Below are 16,914 nucleotides of genomic sequence, written 5' to 3' on the forward strand. Positions count from 1 at the left end.
GACACCCCGGACGGCCCGGCCCGCCGGATGCGCGCGGCCTGGATGCATGACATGAGCCTGACCCGACATACCCGCCGCATGGCGGCCCTGACCTGCCTGATCGTCGCGCTGACCGCCTGCAAGGCCGAGCTGTATACCGGCCTGACCGAACGCGAGGCGAACGAGATGGTCGCAGCCCTTGTCGGCGCCGGTATTCCGGCGTCCAAATCCGGCAATGGCGGCACCCTGACCGTTACCGTTGACGATGCCCGCTTTGCCGATGCCATGGCGGTGCTGGACGCCCGTGGCCTGCCCGCGCGGCAATATGACAGCATGGGCGACGTGTTCAAAAAGGAAGGGCTGGTCAGTTCCCCGACCGAGGAACGCGCCCGGCTGGTCTATGCGCTCAGCCAGGAATTATCGCGCACCATCGCGGAAATCGACGGCGTGCTGTCGGCGCGTATTCACGTCGTGCTGCCCGAATCCGACATGCTGGGGCGCGATGTGAAACCGTCCTCGGCCTCGGTCTTTCTGCGCTATGCCCCAGATTCCGACGTGGCCGATTACAGCGCGCAGATCAAGCTGCTGGTGGCCAATTCGATCGAGGGGCTTTTGTATGACAATATCACCGTGGTGATGGTGCCCGCCGCCCGGCCCGCACCGGCCCCCGATGCCCCGGCCCTGACCCAGGTTCTGGGGCTGTGGCTGCACCCGGCCAGCACCGGGCGGCTGTGGACCATCCTTGGCGGGATGGCAGCGCTGGCACTGGCGGCGCTGGCCTTGGCAGGCTGGCCGCTGTTGCGCGCGCAACTGGCACGCCGCCAGAACGCCACGCTGACCGGGGCCGAAGCCGCGGCACCACCCCATGACGAGGGCCGGGCATGACCGCCGCCCCGTCCCTGCCCGCGCCCCCCCTGTCCGGCGACCCGCAAACCGCAGCGGCGCGGTGCCGTGTCGACCGCGCGGCGGTGGCGGCGGCGCGTGCGCGGGTGGCGCTGGCCAATCGCCGGGGGGCGAACCGGCTGGACCGGATGGGCGCACAACCGTCAGCGCAGGGGCGTCTGGCCGGACGGGTGGCCAGCCGCCTGCCGCCTTTGCCACCCGATACCGATGCCAATGACCCGCTGTTGGGGTTGCTGCTGGATGACGCCCGCGCCGCGCAGGTGCTGGCGGCTGCCGCTGCCGCGCTGATCGCGCAGGATCTGGCGCGGACCATCACCCCGCAGGCTCGCGCTGCCGCAGATGCGCTGATCGACCCGCAGGCCCGCAATTTCGCCCTGCATCACCGGCATCTGTCGGCACCCTCAACCCCCGGCGGGCTGGCCGATACCGATCTGACAGCGGCGCTGGCGGCGGCCCATGATCGCGTCCGTGACGCGTGGCTGCACGCCCTTCCCGCGCCGCTGCCGGCCGAATTCGCGGCCCGCCCGCAGGCCGACACGACGCCCGCCGCGCCAAATCTGCCCGCCCCGACGCTGGCAACGGCCCCCGCCCCCACGGCGACCGCCCATCCTGTCGCGACCCTCGCCCCGACCCGCCGCGCAAAGCTGTGGCAGCCGCGTTTCGGGCGCCGCCGCACGCCACAGATCCTGCCCATGGCGCAGCCCCTGCCCGCCGCCGTTGACCGGCCGCTGGCGGCGCTGATGGCGGCGCTTCTGGCCCTGCCCGCCAGCACCGGCACGCATACCGGCAAGGGGGACACGCCATGACCAATGGTCCCCGTATTCTGCGCCGCGATCAGGTCGGGCGGTTGCGTCAGGCCGACGCCATTTTGCGCGATGCCGAACAGCACAGTCAGGCCAGCCGCGCGCAGGCCGAACAACATCAGCGCGACCTGATGGCCGAGGCCCGCGGAAAGGCCCTGCGCGAATCGGCCCGCACCGCCGCCCGCGTTCTGGCCGAGGCCGAGGCCGCCGCGCAGCGCCGCCTGACCGCGCTGGAACCCGAACTGGCGCGGCTGGTGGCAATGACCGTGCGCCGGATCATCGGTGATTTTGCCCCCCATGACGCGGCCCATCGCGCCGCCCTGACCGCGCTGCGGCAGATGCGCGACCATCGGCGCGGGCGAATCTTTGCCGCGCCCGACGCACTGGAACCGGTGGAACGCGCGGTGGCCGATCTGGGACCGGACGGCGGCCCGCAGATCTTGGGCATCCACCCCGACCCGGCACTGGATGCGGGCCGGGCGGTTCTGACCAGCGACCACGGCAGCGTGGAAATCGGGCTGGCCGCCCTGACCGACCGCGCGCTGCAAGCCTGGGAACCCGATGGTGCCCCCGACCCACAGCCCGCCCCCGGCGACGCCGCTGCAAAACCACCCGCGGCCCCATCCATGGCGCGGCCCGGCACGGCACCGGCCACGCAACCCCATACCCGCAGGCCAGACACCACCCCGCCCGCGACGACACCACCCGGCGCCCCGCTTGCCGGGCCTGACCGGCAGGACCAGCCATGACCGGCACCGCCCCCATCGCGGATGACGGGCTGGCCGCCAGCCTGCGCGCACGGGCCAGCCGGGTCGCCACGGTCGAACTGCGCGGCCGGGTCACGCGCATCACAGGTTGCGTGGTTCACGCCCATCTGGCCGATGGCCGCATCGGCGAGGAATGCCTGCTACGCGACCCCGTCAGCCGCGTGGAAATGACCGCCGAGATCATCGGCTTTGACGGGGAACAGGCCATTCTTGCGCCCTCGGGCGACCTGCGCGGTCTGTCGGGCCGGACCGAAGTCATCCCTACGGGCGGCGAACCGCGCGGCCCGTCCGGCGCGGCATTGCTGGGGCGGGTGATCGACGCCTTTGGTAACCCGCTGGACGGCGGCGCGGCCCTGCTGCGCGATACGCCGTTACAGGCCGACCCGCCCGCCCCGCTGGACCGCCCGGTCATCGACACCCCTTTTGTCACCGGTCTGCGCGCCATTGACGGGATGCTGACCATGGGTCAGGGCCAGCGCATCGGCATTTTCGGCGCTGCCGGGGTCGGTAAATCGACCCTGCTGTCGCAGATAATCCGCGGCGCCGAGGCCGACGCCATCGTCCTTGGCCTGATCGGGGAACGGGGCCGCGAGGTGGCTGAATTTCTGGAACGCGACCTTGGCGAACAGGGCCGCCGCCGCGCCGCCGTGGTCGTCGCCACATCCGACCGCCCCGCGACCGAACGCCTGCGCGCCGCGCTGACCGCCACCGCCGCCGCCGAGGCCTTTCGCGCGCAGGGCAAGCGGGTGCTTTTGCTGATCGACAGCGCCACCCGCGTGGCACGGGCACTGCGCGAAATAGGGCTGGCGGCGGGCGAACCGCCGGTGCGGCGCGGGTTTCCGCCCTCGGTCTTTGCGCAATTGCCGCGACTGGTGGAACGGCCCGGTCGCACACGGCAGGGCGCCGTCACCGCGATCTATACCGTGCTGGTCGAGGGCGATGACGATGCCGCCGACCCGGTGGCCGATGAAATGCGCAGCCTGCTGGACGGCCATATCGTGCTGTCGCGCGATCTGGCGGCGCGCGGCCATTACCCCGCCATTGACGTTCTGCGGTCCAAAAGCCGGGTGATGTCCGCCGTTGCCCCCCGTGACCAGATCACCGCCAGCCAGACCGTTCTGTCCCGGCTGGCCAAGCTGGAAGAAATCGAGATCCTGTTGCAGGTTGGCGAATACCAGCCCGGTTCGGACGCGCTGGCCGATGACGCCATTGCCAGCCGCGCCGCGACACAGGCATTCCTGTGCCAACCCCCGGATGACGCCAGCACGCTGGCCGACACCCGCGCCGCGCTGGCCGGGTTGGTGGCGACATGACCAGCCTGTCACACATCGCCTGCCGCCTGTCACAGACCGACGCGCTGATCCGGCTGGCCGCGTTGCGCCGCGATCTGGCACGCCGCGATCTGGCCCGCGCCCGTGTCGCGCTGGCCGATGCCGTGGCGGCCCGAGATGCGGCGCGCGCGCAGGCCGACGGTCTGGCCCGCGAACAGGCGCTGCGCAGGGCGGCGCTGCGCGACCCGCTGCTTGGCTCGGCACAGTTGCGGGGGGCGCTGGACGGGGTGCTGACCACCTTTGCCGCCGACCGCCAGCGCGAAGCCGCCGCAGAACGCGCCGTGGCGCAGGCCGCGCAACAGATCCAGACCGCCCGCGCCGCGCTGGATGGTGCCCGCGCCGCGCTGGCCGGGGCCGAAATGGTGCTGGACAAACGTCAGCGCCTGCGCCGCCCGCTGGCCGAGGCCCAAACCCGCGCGCGCGCGCAGGCTGACGAGGCCGAAGCCGCCGAATATCGCCCAATCACCGCACGAGGGCACAGATGACACCGCCCACCCCGGATAGCCCCGCCACGGCTGGTTTCGGTCTGGGTCTGGACCTGCGCGGCACATCGCTGCCCGGTCTGCCCGGTTCCGGCCAGCAAGGCGCGAAACCTTTGCCCCCCGGTCCCGCAGACGCGCTGAAAGCCGGTCGCACGCCTGATCTGGGGTCGGATTCCGGGTCAGGCCGGGGAGCGGATGGGGTGGCGGACGGGGCGACAAATATCGGGCTGAACCACCAGCAGGCGGCGTTGCGCAATGCTTTGTGCCGCCGCCGCGCGCCGGTGCCGCTGGCGCAGGGGGCGGGCCGGTTGCAATTCATGATCGGCCCGCCGCGACCCGCCCCCGCCGATGCGCTGTGGCTTTCGCTGCGCCTTGACGGAACGCCTGCCGCGCTGGCCCTGCCACCGATGCTGGCGCGGCGGCTGTATGGCCAGCCGCTTGAGGCCGCCAGCCCCCATGACGGCGCGCTGCTGCTTGAGGACGCGCTGAGCGGCTGGCTGGACGCGGCCGAGGCGCTGACCGGCCTGTCGCTGGCCTTTGACCGCCTGTCCCCGCATCTGCCGCTGATCCGCGATGCCGTGGCCGTAACGCTGGCCGCCGAAAGCCCCGCACAGGCCGCAAAAACCGCACCGGCCCGCGCCGCGCTGGCGCTGATGGTATCGGCCCCGGCGGCACAGGCACTGGCACGGGCGCTGCGGCGCTGGGACCAGCCGCGCCCCGCCCCGGCGCTGATGCTGCGTGTCGCCATCGAATCCGACAGCGCCCGTCTGTCACTGGCCGACCTGCACAGCCTGCGCCCCGGCGATGCGCTGGTGCTGGAACCAGACCCCGCCCCCGGCGCAACCCGTCTGGTGGTGGAAAACCGGCTGTCTGCCCCGGTGCTGCGTGACGGGCCGGGCAGCTGGCGGCTGCAATCCGCGCCGCTGCCCCGCCCCCCGCAACAGGCCAGCCCCTGCCCCCCGCCCGAGGACATCATGACAGCTGACACACCCAATCCCGACGCCGCCACGCCCGACAGCCAGACACCGCATATCCCCGACACCGCCGTGAAAAGCGGCCCCGTCGCCCCGCCCGTCACCCCCGCCGCTGCCCACCCCGCTGCCGGTGACAGCGCCGCCCCGCCCGCCGGGGTCGGCCAGCCAACTACACCGCCCGCCGCCGCGCCCCGGCATCTGGACGCGCTGGAAATGCGCCTGTCCTTCCGCCTTGGCGAGGCGCTGATGTCGGTTGCCGATCTGCGCGCTGCCGGGCCGGGCACGCTGATCACGCTGGACCGCCCTGACGGCGCGCTGGTCGACATCGTTGTCAACGGTCAGGTCATCGGTCAGGGCGAGGTCGTCACCATCGCCGGGCAAAAAGCCTGCGAGATCCGCCGTATCTTTGGCGAGGGCTGAACGCGCGTGCTGGACAACCCTTTCCCCCTGCTGATCGCCGCAACCGGCCTGATGATCGTGCCTTTCATCGTCGTCAGCCTGACCGCCTTCGTGAAAATCGCGGTGGTGCTGTTTTTGGTGCGCTCGGCGCTGGGGGTGCAACAGACGCCGCCAAATCTGGTGCTGTATGGGGTGACGATCGTGCTGACCGGCTATGTGATGTCGCCGGTCATGGCGGCCTCTTACGCGGCCATCATGGACGGGGGCGGCGGGCCGGGGGCGCTTGGCGACCCGGCAGCATGGCCCGGAATGGTGCAGCGCGGGATGGACCCGGTGCGCGCATTCCTGACCCGGCTGACCACCCCCACCGACCGCGCGTTCTTTTTGCAGGCCGCGCAGGAAATGCACGCCGGGGGCAGCGTGATACCGGCGGAAACCGACCTGTTCATTCTGGCCCCGGCCTTTGTCACGGCCGAGCTGACCCGTGCCTTTGAAATCGGCGTTTTGCTGTATCTGCCCTTTATCGTGATCGACCTTGTGATCACCAACATCCTGACCGCGATGGGGATGATGATGGTTTCGCCCATGGTCATTTCGCTGCCGTTCAAGCTGTTGCTGTTCGTGGCGGTGGATGGCTGGTCACGGCTGACGCATGGGCTGGTGATGTCTTATGTCGGGGGCGGCTGATGGCGTTGTACGAGGCGCTGAATCACGCGCTGGTGCTGGTGCTGCAATTGTCGATGCCGGTGATCGTGGCCGCGACCGTGGTCGGGCTGTTGATCGGGCTGTTGCAGGCGCTGACCCAGATCCAGGACCAGACCCTGCCGCACGCGGTCAAGCTGGTCGCCGTGGCCGCCACGATCATGCTGCTTGGCGGGGCACTGACCGCGCAGCTGGTGGGCTTTGCCGACGAGGTCTTTGCCCGCATCGCCGGCAGTGGCCGCTGATGCTGACCGGGGCCGACACAGCACTGGCCGCGCTGACCGCACCTGACCGGCTGGGGCAGATGCTGATCGTGCTGGCGGTGGTCGCGGCCCGCCCGCTGGGGTTTATCGCGCTGCAACCGGTATTTGGGCGCTTCAAGCTGAATGCCGGCTATCTGCGCGGGGCGGTGGTCGTGGCGATGTGCTTTCCGGTCATGCCGGGCGCGCTGGCGGCGCTGGCCGCCGACCCGACGCTGGCCAGCCCCGCCCGCATCCCCGGCCTGATCGCGCGTGAACTGGCGGTGGGCATGATCATGGGGCTGCTGAGCGGGCTGCCGTTTTGGGCGGCGCAAACCGCGGGTGACATTATTGACCAGCAACGCAGCGCCAGCATGGCCAACCTGCTGGACCCCGGCGCGGGGGGCGAAACCTCGGTCAGTGGCACCTTCCTGATGCTGGTCTGCCTGCTGGTTCTGGCGGCCTCGGGGGGGCTGGTGACGGCGCTGTTCGGGCCGCTGCTGCGCAGCTATGCGGTGATCGGGCTGTTCGCGCCGCTGCCCCCGCTGGATGCGCGGCTGGGGGCGCAGGCGCTGGCGCTGCTGGACCAGCTGTTGCGCAGCGGCGTTCTGCTGGCACTGCCGGTGGTGGTGCCGCTGTTGCTGACGGAAATGGCGGTGGTGGTGGCAACCAAATACATGCCGCAACTGAATGCGATGTTCCTGTCAATGTCGGTCAAACAGGCGGTGCATGTGCTGCTGATGATCCTGGGGGCGACCGCGCTTGCGGGCTATGCGGTGGCGCTGCTGTCCAGCCCCGCCCTGCGCCCCGAGGCCCTGCGCCTGTTCTTCCCCCCGGCCACCCCATGAGCGGTGATTCGTCCGAGGAAAAGACCCTTCCCCCCTCGCGTCACAAGCTGAAAAAAGCGCGCGAGAAAGGCCAGGTCGTCACCTCGCGCGAGGCTTTGGCATCGGTCAGCACGCTGGCGGTGCTGCTGTATCTGTTCGCGCGGCGCGATGCGATCTGGCACGACATGACCCGGCTGTTCACCGCGCAACCGCCACCGGGGCTGGCATTCTGGCCGCATCTTGCGGCGCAGGCGCGGCTGGCGCTGGATCTGGCCATTGGTCTGGTCGCGCCGGTTCTGGGGCTGGTGGTGGCGCTATTGGTGCTGGGGGGGCTGGTGGTGTCGGGCGGGCCGGTGTTTTCGACCCACCCCCTGCTGCCCGATTTCAACAAGCTGAACCCGGCCAAGGGCATAAAAAAACTGTTTGGCCGCGCCGCATGGGTCAAGTTCCTGATGCATCTGATCCGCGTCTGCGCCATTGGCGCCTTGTTGGCGGTGATGCTGCGCGGCCAGATCGGCGCGCTGATCCCGACACCGCCTTGCGGGCTGGACTGCGCGGCGCGGGTCATCACCGATACGCTGGGTCCGCTACTGGCCGGGCTGACGGCGGTTCTGGTGCTGTCAGCCTTGCTGGATTACCTTGTCAGCCGGTCGGAATTCATGCGCGAACAACGCATGTCCATCACCGAATTCAAACGCGAATTCAAGGAACAGGACGGCGACCCGCTGCTGAAAGGCCAGATGCGGCAAACCCAGCGCGACATGGTCGAACGCCCGACCGGCATTGGGCAGGCCACCGCGCTGATCCGCGATGGCAGCCGCGCCGCCGTCGCCATCCGCTGGGTCGATGGCGATACGCCCGCGCCGTTGCTGGTGATGCGCCTGCGTGGGGGCGCCGCCATTGGCCGGGCCATGCGCGCCCGCCCTGACCTTGCCGCCGCGCAGGATGCCACGGCGCTGGCCATGCTGGATGGGGTGGCGGTGGGCGACTATATCACCGGGGACGACCAGATCACCGCCATCGCGCCTTATCTGCGCTAAGCGCGACGGGGTTTCTTCGTTGCACAAATACCCATCATCCCGCCCTTGCCCCCAAAGCCCCCGCCAATGCCAAAGCCAAAGGCCCCGCAAATGCGGGGCCAATGTCGAATCATGCTGGTCTCAGCCCGAAGGCCGGATGATCAGAACAGATAGGGGTTCGCGTCGCCGCCGCCCCAGCCCCACTGGTTCTGGTTGCCAAACAGGCTGTTGGACAGGGTGGTAAAGCTGGACATCATCACCATCTGCAACGGGGCCGCGGCATCGGCAAAGGCGCTTTGATTGGCATAGTCGCGGTTATGGCTGCCGAAAGTGGTATCCCACAGCGTGTCGACCTCATAGCTTTTGACAGCATCCTTATCACCCGCACGGGCGATATTGCCGTTGGCGTCCTCGATCGCGCCGCCGCCCTGCGCGCCCATGTAACGGTCGCCGTTGCGGGCCTTGCCGTCGCCGTCAAAGGTCTGGCCGATCAGGCCATGCGGTTTGACACCGTCGGCAATCGCGTTGTCGGTCTTGATGTCCATATTGATATGGTCGCCACGGGTCTGGAAGTTCACTTCCCATTCGCCCTTCTTGACGACGACATCGTTGCCACGCTTTTCGGCATAGCCGCCATCGCGCAGCGCAACGCGCTGGCCGTCCTTCAGCGCCTGACCGTTGACGGTCGCGGTGCCGTTCTTGGACACGCTGATATAATTCGAACCAGCGCTGATCCCGACCTCTCCGACCACGGTCTGACGCGGGTCGCCGCCCCATTTGTCAAAGCGGCCATTCATCTGGAAGCCTTTGTCCGACAGCAGGTTATAGGTCTTTCCGGCCTCGCCCTGCACGTCGAATTTGCCGCCATCAGCACCGATGAAATGGGGGTCGCCCCAGATCCGCGCGGTGCCGGCGATCGGCTTGGCGCCCGGCGCAGCCACACCGCCCGCCGGGTTGCCCGACGCGCCGCCCTGACCGTTGCCCTGCAAGCCGCCGATCAGATCGGCCAGACCCTGGAACGCCGTGGCCAGACCGCCGAACAGACCGGCCAGACCGCCGCCCGCCGACTGGCCGAACGCGCCCATGCCACCCATGCCGCTCATCGGCAGCATCGGACGCATCATCTGGATATTCAGCATCGAAAGGATGTTCATTGCATATGTCCTCAAGTTTGCCCCGCTGGGGGCTGTCCATGGAATCATGTCGCCAGCGCGGCCACCCTGACGGGCCTTTGCATCAGGAATGTGACGCGCGGCCGCTTTTTGCCCGGCCCCGGCAAGGTTTCGCACATGCCGCGACGCCGCCCGCGCCCGTCCCGGCAAGACCCCGCCTGCGTCGTTAAAGTTTTTCCGATCTTTCACTTCACCGTCACAAACCGCGGCCAGTCTGCGCCTCGGACGATGCGGGCCAGACCCGCGACAAGGAGGTTTCGATGTCCGATCGCAATATCGAGATCGTCGAGCTGGACCGACGCTTTGCAAATGACCCCGACGGGGTCGAGCTGCGGCGTCTGACGGAACGGCTTGCGGTGGGTAAAGGGCGTGTGGCTCAGGAAATGGGCCGAGGGGTCAGCACTGACGAATATGCCCGGCTGTCCCTTCTCGCTCAGGCGTATGATGCTGGCATCGACGCGCTGCCGAAGCTGTGGGCATCCATCAACGAAGACCAATCCCAACATTCTTAATCAGGAGACGACGACATGAACACCGATGCGACCCTGGCCAATTTCCAGAAAAACATGCAGGACATGCAGACCAAAGCCCTGAAATTCCAGACCGAGATGAACACCCGTTCGATGCTGTTCAACTCGGCCATGGCGGCCAAGGATGCTGAAAAGAAAGCCTGGGACAAAGTCCACGGCTGATCGCGCTTCCCACCGGGGGCGCGGCCAGTGTCGCGCCCTTTTTCCACCACGACGCGCAACTTTGCACAGCCACCGGCGCCCGCGGGCGACCCGGTGCGATGCCGCAAAAGGGGGACCGATGACCCGCGCCACACCTTTCCGCCTGACCGTCATCAGCGGGCCGAATGCCGGGGCTTCGGCGCTGTTGCCCGCCGGCGCCAGCAGCATCGGCGGCGGGTCCACCGACAATGTGGTGCTGGATGGCATCGCGCCCGGTGCGTTGCGGGTGGTCCTGGACAACCAGCGCCTGCGGATGCAGGCCGCGTCCCCCGGACTGGCCCTGACCGGCACCGGCGCTGACCGCCCGCTGGCACCCGGACAGGCGCATATCGACGCCTTGCCGGCCACGCTGCGGCTGGGACCGGACACGGTTGTCACCCTCAGCCGGGCCAAGCCCCAGACCGGCAGCCAGATCGCCTTGCGCCACGGCGTTGTCATGGCCGGTCTGGCACTGGCAGCGGGGCTTGCGGTGGGGCTGCAACTGCCACCCGGCAGTGCCAGTCTGACCGGGTTTCAGGCACTGGCCGCGCGCCCCGATATCGCCCCCCCGAACACCGCAAGCCATAACGCGGCCGCCCCTGCTGCCGTGACTTCGCCCGCCAAAACCGGCCTTCCCCCCGCCGCCACCGTCGGTCTGCACAGCACCTCGCCGCGACTGACGGCCTGCACCGGGGCCTGTCGCCAAGCCGCCGCCGACAGCCTGCGGCAGCGGCTGGAACAGGCCGGTCTGGACGGGCTGACCATCACCCCCGGCGATGGTGTGCTGCGGGTCAGCGGCGACCTGCCAGCGGCAAAAGGCGCGCTGTGGCATGACCTGCGGCACCGCTTTGAAACCGATTTCGGCACCAGCCTGCCGCTGATTGTCGACATTACCCAGGGACCGGATGCGCCGGTTCTGACGGTGGCCTCGGTCTGGCTGGGACCGCAGCCCGAATTGCGCACCAAAACCGGCCAGACCCTGCGCACCGGCGACCGCACCGGCGATGGCTGGACCATCACCCGCATCGCGCCGGGCCGCATCGCCCTGCAACGCGAACAGCGTCAGGTCGAGATCCGTTTCTGACGGGTCACGACAAGGAAAGGACAAGACCATGAAACCGACGCTGCCGCCGCAACTGCCCCGCAGCCAGCCCCAGCCAGCCCCGCGCACCCGCGGCGCCGCGCCGCGCCACGCGCCGCCGGCACCCCGGCACCCGCTGCAACAGCCCGCCGGACCGGCGGTTCGCGACCGGCTGCGCAATCATGCGGACGAATCGCCGCTGCGCGGTCTGGACGCGCTGTTGCAAGATGGGCTGGGGCGGGCCGAACTGCCGCCCGCGCTGGATCTGGTGGCCGCGCTGGAGGCCGCCGAACGCTTTGCCCCGATGGCCGATGACGCGGTGCCGGGGCTTGGCCGTCTGGTCGGCGCGGTGATCGCGGATGAACGGCACAAGCTGTCCCGGTTGCTGGACCTTGGCGGTCGCTAAGGCGCCGACAGACCCGGATCGTGACAGACGTGACCGCCCTTTCCCACCCCCTGAAACCGCCAGCCCCCCAAGCCGGCACCGCGCAGGCCGCATCTGACGACCTGCGCGCACTGCCCGCACCGCCCCCGGCAAGGGCGGCAGGGACCGCGTTTGACGACGATTTCGGCCATCACGCCGATCACGGGGCCGCATCGGGCGAAAAGCCCCAGACTGCCCGTCATGGGCGCAACCTGTCGGCGCTGGCGCTGGTTTATCTGCGCCATGCCGACCCGGCCCGCGCAATGGTGCTGGGGCTGGCGGCCATGGCAATGGGCGATTTGCGGGCGCAGACCGTGCTGCTGGTGGCGGAATCGCTGTTGCGGGCGGGTGATCCGCGACAGGCGCTGGCGGTGCTGACACGGTTTAACGACCCAACCCACGGCCTTGATGGCGACCCGCGCCCGGAACAGATCGCCGCGCGCCATTACCTTGATGCGCGCATCCACGACCGGCTGGGGGACATGCCCCGCGCCCGCGCCGCGCTGGACAGGGCGCTGTCGCTGGCCCCGGCGCAACCCGGCCCCGACCGCGCCGCAACCGAACCCGTGACGCCCGGCACAGGCACCGGTGGGGACAGGTCATGACCGCGCTGTCACGCGCCCTGCGCCATATCGCGATGCGTCAGGATCTGGCGCTGATCGTGCTGCTGGTGCTGATCGTATTCATGATCATCCTGCCGTTGCCGACATGGCTGCTGGATGTGCTGATCGGCACCAATATGTCGCTGTCGATTCTGATCCTGATCACCTCGGTCTATCTGAAACAGCCGACCAGCTTTTCCACCCTGCCCGCGATTTTGCTGTTCGCGACGCTGTTTCGGCTGGCCATCGGCATTTCGACGACCCGGATGATCCTGCTTCAGGCCGATGCGGGCCAGATCGTGCGCACCTTTGGGCAGTTCGTGCTTGGCGGGTCGCTGGTGGTGGGGATCGTGGTGTTTCTGATCATCACCATCGTGCAGTTCATCGTCATCACCAAAGGCGCCGAGCGCGTGGCCGAGGTCAGCGCCCGCTTTTCGCTGGACGCGCTGCCGGGGCGGCAGATGTCCATCGACAGCGACATGCGCGCGGGCGAGATCGACATGCCCGAGGCCCGCCGCCGCCGCGAAGCCCTGCAACTGGAATCCGAATTTTACGGCTCGATGGACGGGGCGATGAAATTCGTCAAAGGCGATGCCATTGCCGGGCTGATCATCATCGCCGTGAATATCCTTGGCGGGCTTGGCGTCGGGGTGGGCCAGGATGGCATGGCCTTTGGCGATGCGCTGGGGCTGTATTCGGTGCTGACGGTGGGCGACGGCATGGTCAGCCAGATCCCGGCGCTGCTGATGGCGATCGCCTCGGGGGTGGTGATTACCCGCATCACCCATTCGGAATCGTCCGATCTGGGGCGCGACATCGCCAGCCAGATCGGCGCCAGCCCGCGCGCCATGCAGGTGGCGGGGATGGTGATGGCCGGCTTCGCCTTTATCCCCGGCTTTCCGATGCTGACCTTTCTGGCGCTGGCCGGGCTGATCGGCGGGGCCGGGCTGTGGATCGCCCGCGATGCCCGGCTGCGCGCGGACGAGGGCGACCCGCTTGGCGCCGACGCCCCCACCGCCGTGGGCCGCACCGACCTGATGATGGTGCCGATGTCGCCCATCCAGCTGACCGTCGGCACCGAGGTCGCGCAGGGCCTGCAACGCGGCGCCTTCGACCGCGCGGCGCTGCGCGAACGCACGCGGCTGTTCGACGAACTTGGCGTGCCCTTTCCGCGCCTGCAACTGTCCTCGGACGCGGATCTGCCGCCGGATCGCTGGCAGTTACGGGTCGAAAACGTGCCGGTGGCCGAAGGTGCGGTCCCGCCCGCCCAACTGCGGCTGCTGGATCAGCCTGACGCGGCGCGCATTCTTGGCGTAAGCCTGTCCCACGCGCCGCTCTCTGCCGCCGAACAGCACAGCTGGTGGGCCAGCCCCGACAGCGCCGCGACCCTGCGCAAGGCGGGTGTCCGGTTTCAGACCCCCGAACAGGCGCTGGCCGCCATCGCCACCGCCCGCCTGCCCCGCCACGCGGCCGAATTTCTTGGCGTGCAAGAGGTCGGCGCCCTGCTTGGCGCGATGGAAAGCCGCTATGAAAGCCTGGTGGCCGAGGCCCAAAAGGCCCTGCCCATCCAAAAGATCGCCGCCATCATGCGCCGTCTGGTGGAAGAGGAAATTCCCGTCCGCAACCTGCGTATTCTGCTGGAAACCATCGTCGAATGGGCACCACGGGAAAAAGACACCGACCTGCTGGCCGAATATGTCCGCGCCGCGCTGGCCCGGCAGATCAGCCATAAATACGCCGATAGCGACCGCATGATCGCCGCCTATGTGATCGAGGCCGATATCGAGGAAACCATCCGCGCCGCCATCCGTCAGGCACCGTCCGGCGTCTATCTGGCGCTTGAGGCACAGCAATCGCGGCGGCTGCTGGATGTGCTGAAATCGGCCATGGGCGATCTGTCCGATCATGCCCGCTTGCCGGTCTTTATCGCGGCGATGGATGTGCGCCGCTTTTTGCGCCGTTTCCTGACCAATCACGACATGGACCTGCCGGTGCTGTCGCATAAGGAAGTTGCCCCCAGCTATAAGGTTCAACCCCTCGCTATGTTGTCGATTCAATGACTTGCCTGATCCACCTGCTGCGTTTTCTGACCCTGTCCCTGCTGCTGTCCGCGCCGGTTGCGGCCAGCACCGCACTGACCCTGACCGAGGGCGAGGGCCGCGCCTTTACCCTGCCCCAGGGGGCGGCGAATGTGTTTGTCGCGGACCCGATGGTGGCCGATGTTCAGGCCTCGTCACCGACCTCGATCTATATCACCGGGGTGTCGCAGGGACGCACCAATATCATCGTGCGCGACATGCAGGACGGCACGATGGTTGATTTCGCCGTCACGGTGCGGCGCGGCACCGGGCGGGTGCAGTCGCTGCTGGGTGCGGGGCTGTCACTGGACGATCAGGGCGATGCGGTGGTGATTTCGGGACAGGCGCAGGATATCGGCGCCGCGCAATCGGCGCGTGCGGTGCAACAGGCGCTTGCGGCGCAGGGCACCCCGGTCATTGACAAATCCACCTATGGCGGCGCGACGCAGGTGTCACTGCGGGTGCGCTTTGTCGAGGCATCGCGCGGCGATCTGCGCCGGGTCGGGGTGGATCTGTCGGCGCTGGGGCGGTCGGCGGGCGGGCCGCTGCGGGTGGTGACCGGGCTTGGCGACCCGACCGGCTTTCTGGGGGGTGGCGCGGTCAGCGGGCCAGCCATCGGCGGTCGCGCCACGGCAGGCAGCTTTACCATCGACACGCTGATTGACGCGCTGGAACAACGCGGCGTGGTCCAGATCCTGTCGGAACCGACGCTGACCACGGTGTCGGGCCAGACCGCCAGCTTTCGCGCCGGGGGTGAATTTGCCTATCCGGTCAATCAGGGCGATGGGGTGATTTCCGCGGCTTTCAAGGAATATGGCGTATCCATCGACTTTACCCCCACCATCCTGCCCGGTGATCGCATCGCCGTGCATGTCCGCCCCGAGGTCAGCTTTGTCGACAAGACCAATTCGGTTTCGGTCGACGGGTTTCAGGTGCCCGGCGTTTCGGTCCGCCGCGCCGATACCACGGTCGAGGTCGGCAGCGGCCAAAGTTTCGCCATCGCGGGGCTGTATGAACAGTTTTCCGAAACCAGCGGGCGGGGCGTGCCCGGCATGACGCGGCTGTTTGGCCAGAACAGCCGCACCCGCAGCGAACGAGAGCTGATGATCTTTATCACCCCCTATCTGGCCGGGGCGCAGGACGCCGCCCATCCGCGCCGCGCCCGCCCCGCCCCGCAACGCAGCGTCGGGTTTATCACCAGATGAGGTCCGCCATGTTTCCCCGCCCCCTTTCCGCACTGACCATCATTGCCGCGCTGGCGCTGGCGGGTTGTGACGAACCGATGGTGCGCGATGGCGATGTCATCCGCCGCGCCGCCGACCCGGCATATGCCTATGACCAGCTTGGGGATGTGCAGGCGGTGTCATGCAATGTGTCGCGGCCCTCGGGCTATTCCTCGGTGCCGTCAGGGTGTCAGCGTGACGTGGTCTTTGCCCGCCAGATCGCCCGCCCCGCCGATATGATCGACCCGCGCCGCCCCGGTCCGGCACCTGCGGGACCGGTGGGGCGGGCGGCCGATGCCTATGCCGGTGCGGCGGGGTCGGCCAATCTGGCGATGGCGGCGGCATCGGCACCCCCCGGCGGGCGCGGCACGGTGGTCTATCCACCCGCGCCGGTGCCTGCCGATCCCTATTACGGGCGCTGACCGGACCGGGGGTCAGCTGGCCAGCACGGTAAACGCACGCATCCCCTGCACCCGCGCGCGGCGGCCCACGGCCAGAATATCACCGATCTCGGCCGGGTCCATGCCGCGCTGTTCAGCGTCCGAGCGTGCATTGCCATCCATCCCCGTTATGCCGCCCACAAGGATCATGTTGCGGATGTGACGGTTCTGCGCATCCGGCGCAAAGGCCACCGCGCGCGCAATCGCATAGGCCTGCGGATCACCCGACAGCGCCGCCACCACCGCGATATTGCTGCGCACATCCAGATCGCGCGGGTTCAGGCCCCGCGCCGCATCCAGCACGCCGCGCGCCTTGCCAAGCTGTCCCAACCCGGCCAGCGCGCCCGCCCGCAACAGCAGCACATCGACATCGCCACCGCCCGCCTGCTGCGCCGATTTCAGCGCCCCGGCATAATCGCCAAGCGCCAGTTGCGCCCGACCGTAACCCAGCACCAGATCGCGCTGGCCGGGGGTGACGATCAGCGCCTCGCGATAGGCGCCCATGCTTTCGGTCCAGAACCCCTGATCGGCATAGATGCGCCCGATCTCGGCCAGAACCCTGGTGTCGTTGGGGCGGCTGCGCAGTTCCGCCTTCAGTTGCCCGACACGCTGTGCGGCGCTGGTTGTGGTGGTTTCAGCCATGCCGAAATTCGGGTCGTTGCACGCGGTCAGGGCGACCACCGCGCCCCCGGCAAGACCAAGGCGGACGAGCAAACCAATCGGGTGGGCAAAGCGGGTGCGGGTCATGGACAAATGGCC

20 protein-coding genes are annotated in these 16,914 nt (G+C 68.7%); 18 read left to right on the forward strand and 2 right to left on the reverse strand.

Going from position 1 to position 16,914, the window contains the following annotated elements; genetic code table 11:
- Positions 1 to 51: 51 nt before the first annotated feature.
- Genes sctJ through ACFXP9_RS12875 form a run of 10 tightly spaced genes read left to right on the forward strand, consistent with a single transcriptional unit; the run spans position 52 to position 8,446 of the window.
- A complete protein-coding gene (sctJ, locus tag ACFXP9_RS12830) occupies positions 52 to 864 on the forward strand; it encodes a type III secretion system inner membrane ring lipoprotein SctJ (RefSeq protein WP_397208919.1) in 813 nt (270 codons plus the stop codon).
- Positions 861 to 1,688 (forward strand): hypothetical protein, encoded by an 828-nt coding sequence (locus ACFXP9_RS12835; protein WP_397208918.1) that lies wholly within the window; start codon positions 861 to 863, stop codon positions 1,686 to 1,688. The genes sctJ and ACFXP9_RS12835 overlap by 4 nt, the downstream gene beginning before the upstream one ends.
- A complete protein-coding gene (locus ACFXP9_RS12840; RefSeq protein ID WP_397208917.1) occupies positions 1,685 to 2,434 on the forward strand; it encodes a hypothetical protein in 750 nt (249 codons plus the stop codon). Before ACFXP9_RS12835 ends, ACFXP9_RS12840 begins: the two co-directional genes overlap by 4 nt.
- Positions 2,431 to 3,765 carry a FliI/YscN family ATPase gene (locus ACFXP9_RS12845; RefSeq protein ID WP_397208916.1) on the forward strand — a complete coding sequence of 445 codons (1,335 nt, stop codon included), beginning with the start codon at positions 2,431 to 2,433 and terminating at the stop codon, positions 3,763 to 3,765. Before ACFXP9_RS12840 ends, ACFXP9_RS12845 begins: the two co-directional genes overlap by 4 nt.
- Positions 3,762 to 4,268: a hypothetical protein gene (locus ACFXP9_RS12850; protein ID WP_397208915.1), complete on the forward strand. Its 507-nt coding sequence runs from the start codon at positions 3,762 to 3,764 to the stop codon at positions 4,266 to 4,268. The genes ACFXP9_RS12845 and ACFXP9_RS12850 overlap by 4 nt, the downstream gene beginning before the upstream one ends.
- On the forward strand, positions 4,265 to 5,659 hold the full coding sequence (locus ACFXP9_RS12855; protein WP_397210263.1) for a FliM/FliN family flagellar motor switch protein: 1,395 nt from the start codon (positions 4,265 to 4,267) through the stop codon (positions 5,657 to 5,659). Before ACFXP9_RS12850 ends, ACFXP9_RS12855 begins: the two co-directional genes overlap by 4 nt.
- 6 nt (positions 5,660 to 5,665) lie before the next feature.
- Positions 5,666 to 6,325, forward strand: coding sequence for a type III secretion system export apparatus subunit SctR (sctR, locus tag ACFXP9_RS12860; RefSeq protein WP_397208913.1), 660 nt, complete (start codon positions 5,666 to 5,668; stop codon positions 6,323 to 6,325).
- A complete protein-coding gene (gene sctS, locus ACFXP9_RS12865; RefSeq protein WP_397208912.1) occupies positions 6,325 to 6,585 on the forward strand; it encodes a type III secretion system export apparatus subunit SctS in 261 nt (86 codons plus the stop codon). The genes sctR and sctS overlap by 1 nt, the downstream gene beginning before the upstream one ends.
- Positions 6,585 to 7,427 carry an EscT/YscT/HrcT family type III secretion system export apparatus protein gene (locus ACFXP9_RS12870; RefSeq protein WP_397208911.1) on the forward strand — a complete coding sequence of 281 codons (843 nt, stop codon included), beginning with the start codon at positions 6,585 to 6,587 and terminating at the stop codon, positions 7,425 to 7,427. Before sctS ends, ACFXP9_RS12870 begins: the two co-directional genes overlap by 1 nt.
- Positions 7,424 to 8,446 carry an EscU/YscU/HrcU family type III secretion system export apparatus switch protein gene (locus tag ACFXP9_RS12875; RefSeq protein ID WP_397208910.1) on the forward strand — a complete coding sequence of 341 codons (1,023 nt, stop codon included), beginning with the start codon at positions 7,424 to 7,426 and terminating at the stop codon, positions 8,444 to 8,446. The genes ACFXP9_RS12870 and ACFXP9_RS12875 overlap by 4 nt, the downstream gene beginning before the upstream one ends.
- Positions 8,447 to 8,586: 140 nt before the next feature.
- Here ACFXP9_RS12875 and ACFXP9_RS12880 read toward each other — a convergent pair whose 3' ends face one another.
- Positions 8,587 to 9,579, reverse strand: a complete 993-nt coding sequence (locus tag ACFXP9_RS12880; protein ID WP_397208909.1) for a hypothetical protein — start codon at positions 9,577 to 9,579, stop codon at positions 8,587 to 8,589.
- 278 nt (positions 9,580 to 9,857) lie between these two features.
- Here ACFXP9_RS12880 and ACFXP9_RS12885 point away from each other — a divergent pair, with 278 nt between their 5' ends.
- From ACFXP9_RS12885 to ACFXP9_RS12920, 8 genes are all read left to right on the forward strand, one after another.
- On the forward strand, positions 9,858 to 10,109 hold the full coding sequence (locus tag ACFXP9_RS12885; RefSeq protein ID WP_397208908.1) for an EscE/YscE/SsaE family type III secretion system needle protein co-chaperone: 252 nt from the start codon (positions 9,858 to 9,860) through the stop codon (positions 10,107 to 10,109).
- Between the two features lie 15 nt (positions 10,110 to 10,124).
- Positions 10,125 to 10,289 (forward strand): hypothetical protein, encoded by a 165-nt coding sequence (locus ACFXP9_RS12890; protein ID WP_397208907.1) that lies wholly within the window; start codon positions 10,125 to 10,127, stop codon positions 10,287 to 10,289.
- 118 nt (positions 10,290 to 10,407) lie between these two features.
- On the forward strand, positions 10,408 to 11,391 hold the full coding sequence (locus tag ACFXP9_RS12895; RefSeq protein WP_397208906.1) for a SctD/MshK family protein: 984 nt from the start codon (positions 10,408 to 10,410) through the stop codon (positions 11,389 to 11,391).
- A 28-nt stretch (positions 11,392 to 11,419) separates the two neighbouring features.
- Positions 11,420 to 11,794 carry a hypothetical protein gene (locus ACFXP9_RS12900; RefSeq protein ID WP_397210265.1) on the forward strand — a complete coding sequence of 125 codons (375 nt, stop codon included), beginning with the start codon at positions 11,420 to 11,422 and terminating at the stop codon, positions 11,792 to 11,794.
- 20 nt (positions 11,795 to 11,814) lie between these two features.
- Positions 11,815 to 12,417, forward strand: coding sequence for a tetratricopeptide repeat protein (locus ACFXP9_RS12905; RefSeq protein WP_397208904.1), 603 nt, complete (start codon positions 11,815 to 11,817; stop codon positions 12,415 to 12,417).
- Positions 12,414 to 14,474, forward strand: a complete 2,061-nt coding sequence (gene sctV, locus ACFXP9_RS12910) for a type III secretion system export apparatus subunit SctV (protein ID WP_397208903.1) — start codon at positions 12,414 to 12,416, stop codon at positions 14,472 to 14,474. The genes ACFXP9_RS12905 and sctV overlap by 4 nt, the downstream gene beginning before the upstream one ends.
- Positions 14,471 to 15,697: a type II and III secretion system protein family protein gene (locus tag ACFXP9_RS12915; RefSeq protein WP_397208902.1), complete on the forward strand. Its 1,227-nt coding sequence runs from the start codon at positions 14,471 to 14,473 to the stop codon at positions 15,695 to 15,697. Before sctV ends, ACFXP9_RS12915 begins: the two co-directional genes overlap by 4 nt.
- Before the next feature lie 8 nt (positions 15,698 to 15,705).
- Complete coding sequence (locus tag ACFXP9_RS12920; RefSeq protein ID WP_397208901.1) at positions 15,706 to 16,137, forward strand: hypothetical protein; 432 nt, start codon at positions 15,706 to 15,708, stop codon at positions 16,135 to 16,137.
- Between the two features lie 12 nt (positions 16,138 to 16,149).
- Here the strand turns inward: ACFXP9_RS12920 and ACFXP9_RS12925 are convergent, their stop codons facing one another.
- Positions 16,150 to 16,902, reverse strand: a complete 753-nt coding sequence (locus ACFXP9_RS12925) for a tetratricopeptide repeat protein (RefSeq protein ID WP_397208900.1) — start codon at positions 16,900 to 16,902, stop codon at positions 16,150 to 16,152.
- Between the last annotated feature and the right edge of the window lie 12 nt (positions 16,903 to 16,914).

The sequence above is a fragment of the Paracoccus jiaweipingae genome (assembly GCF_044335505.1).
GTDB lineage: Bacteria > Pseudomonadota > Alphaproteobacteria > Rhodobacterales > Rhodobacteraceae > Paracoccus.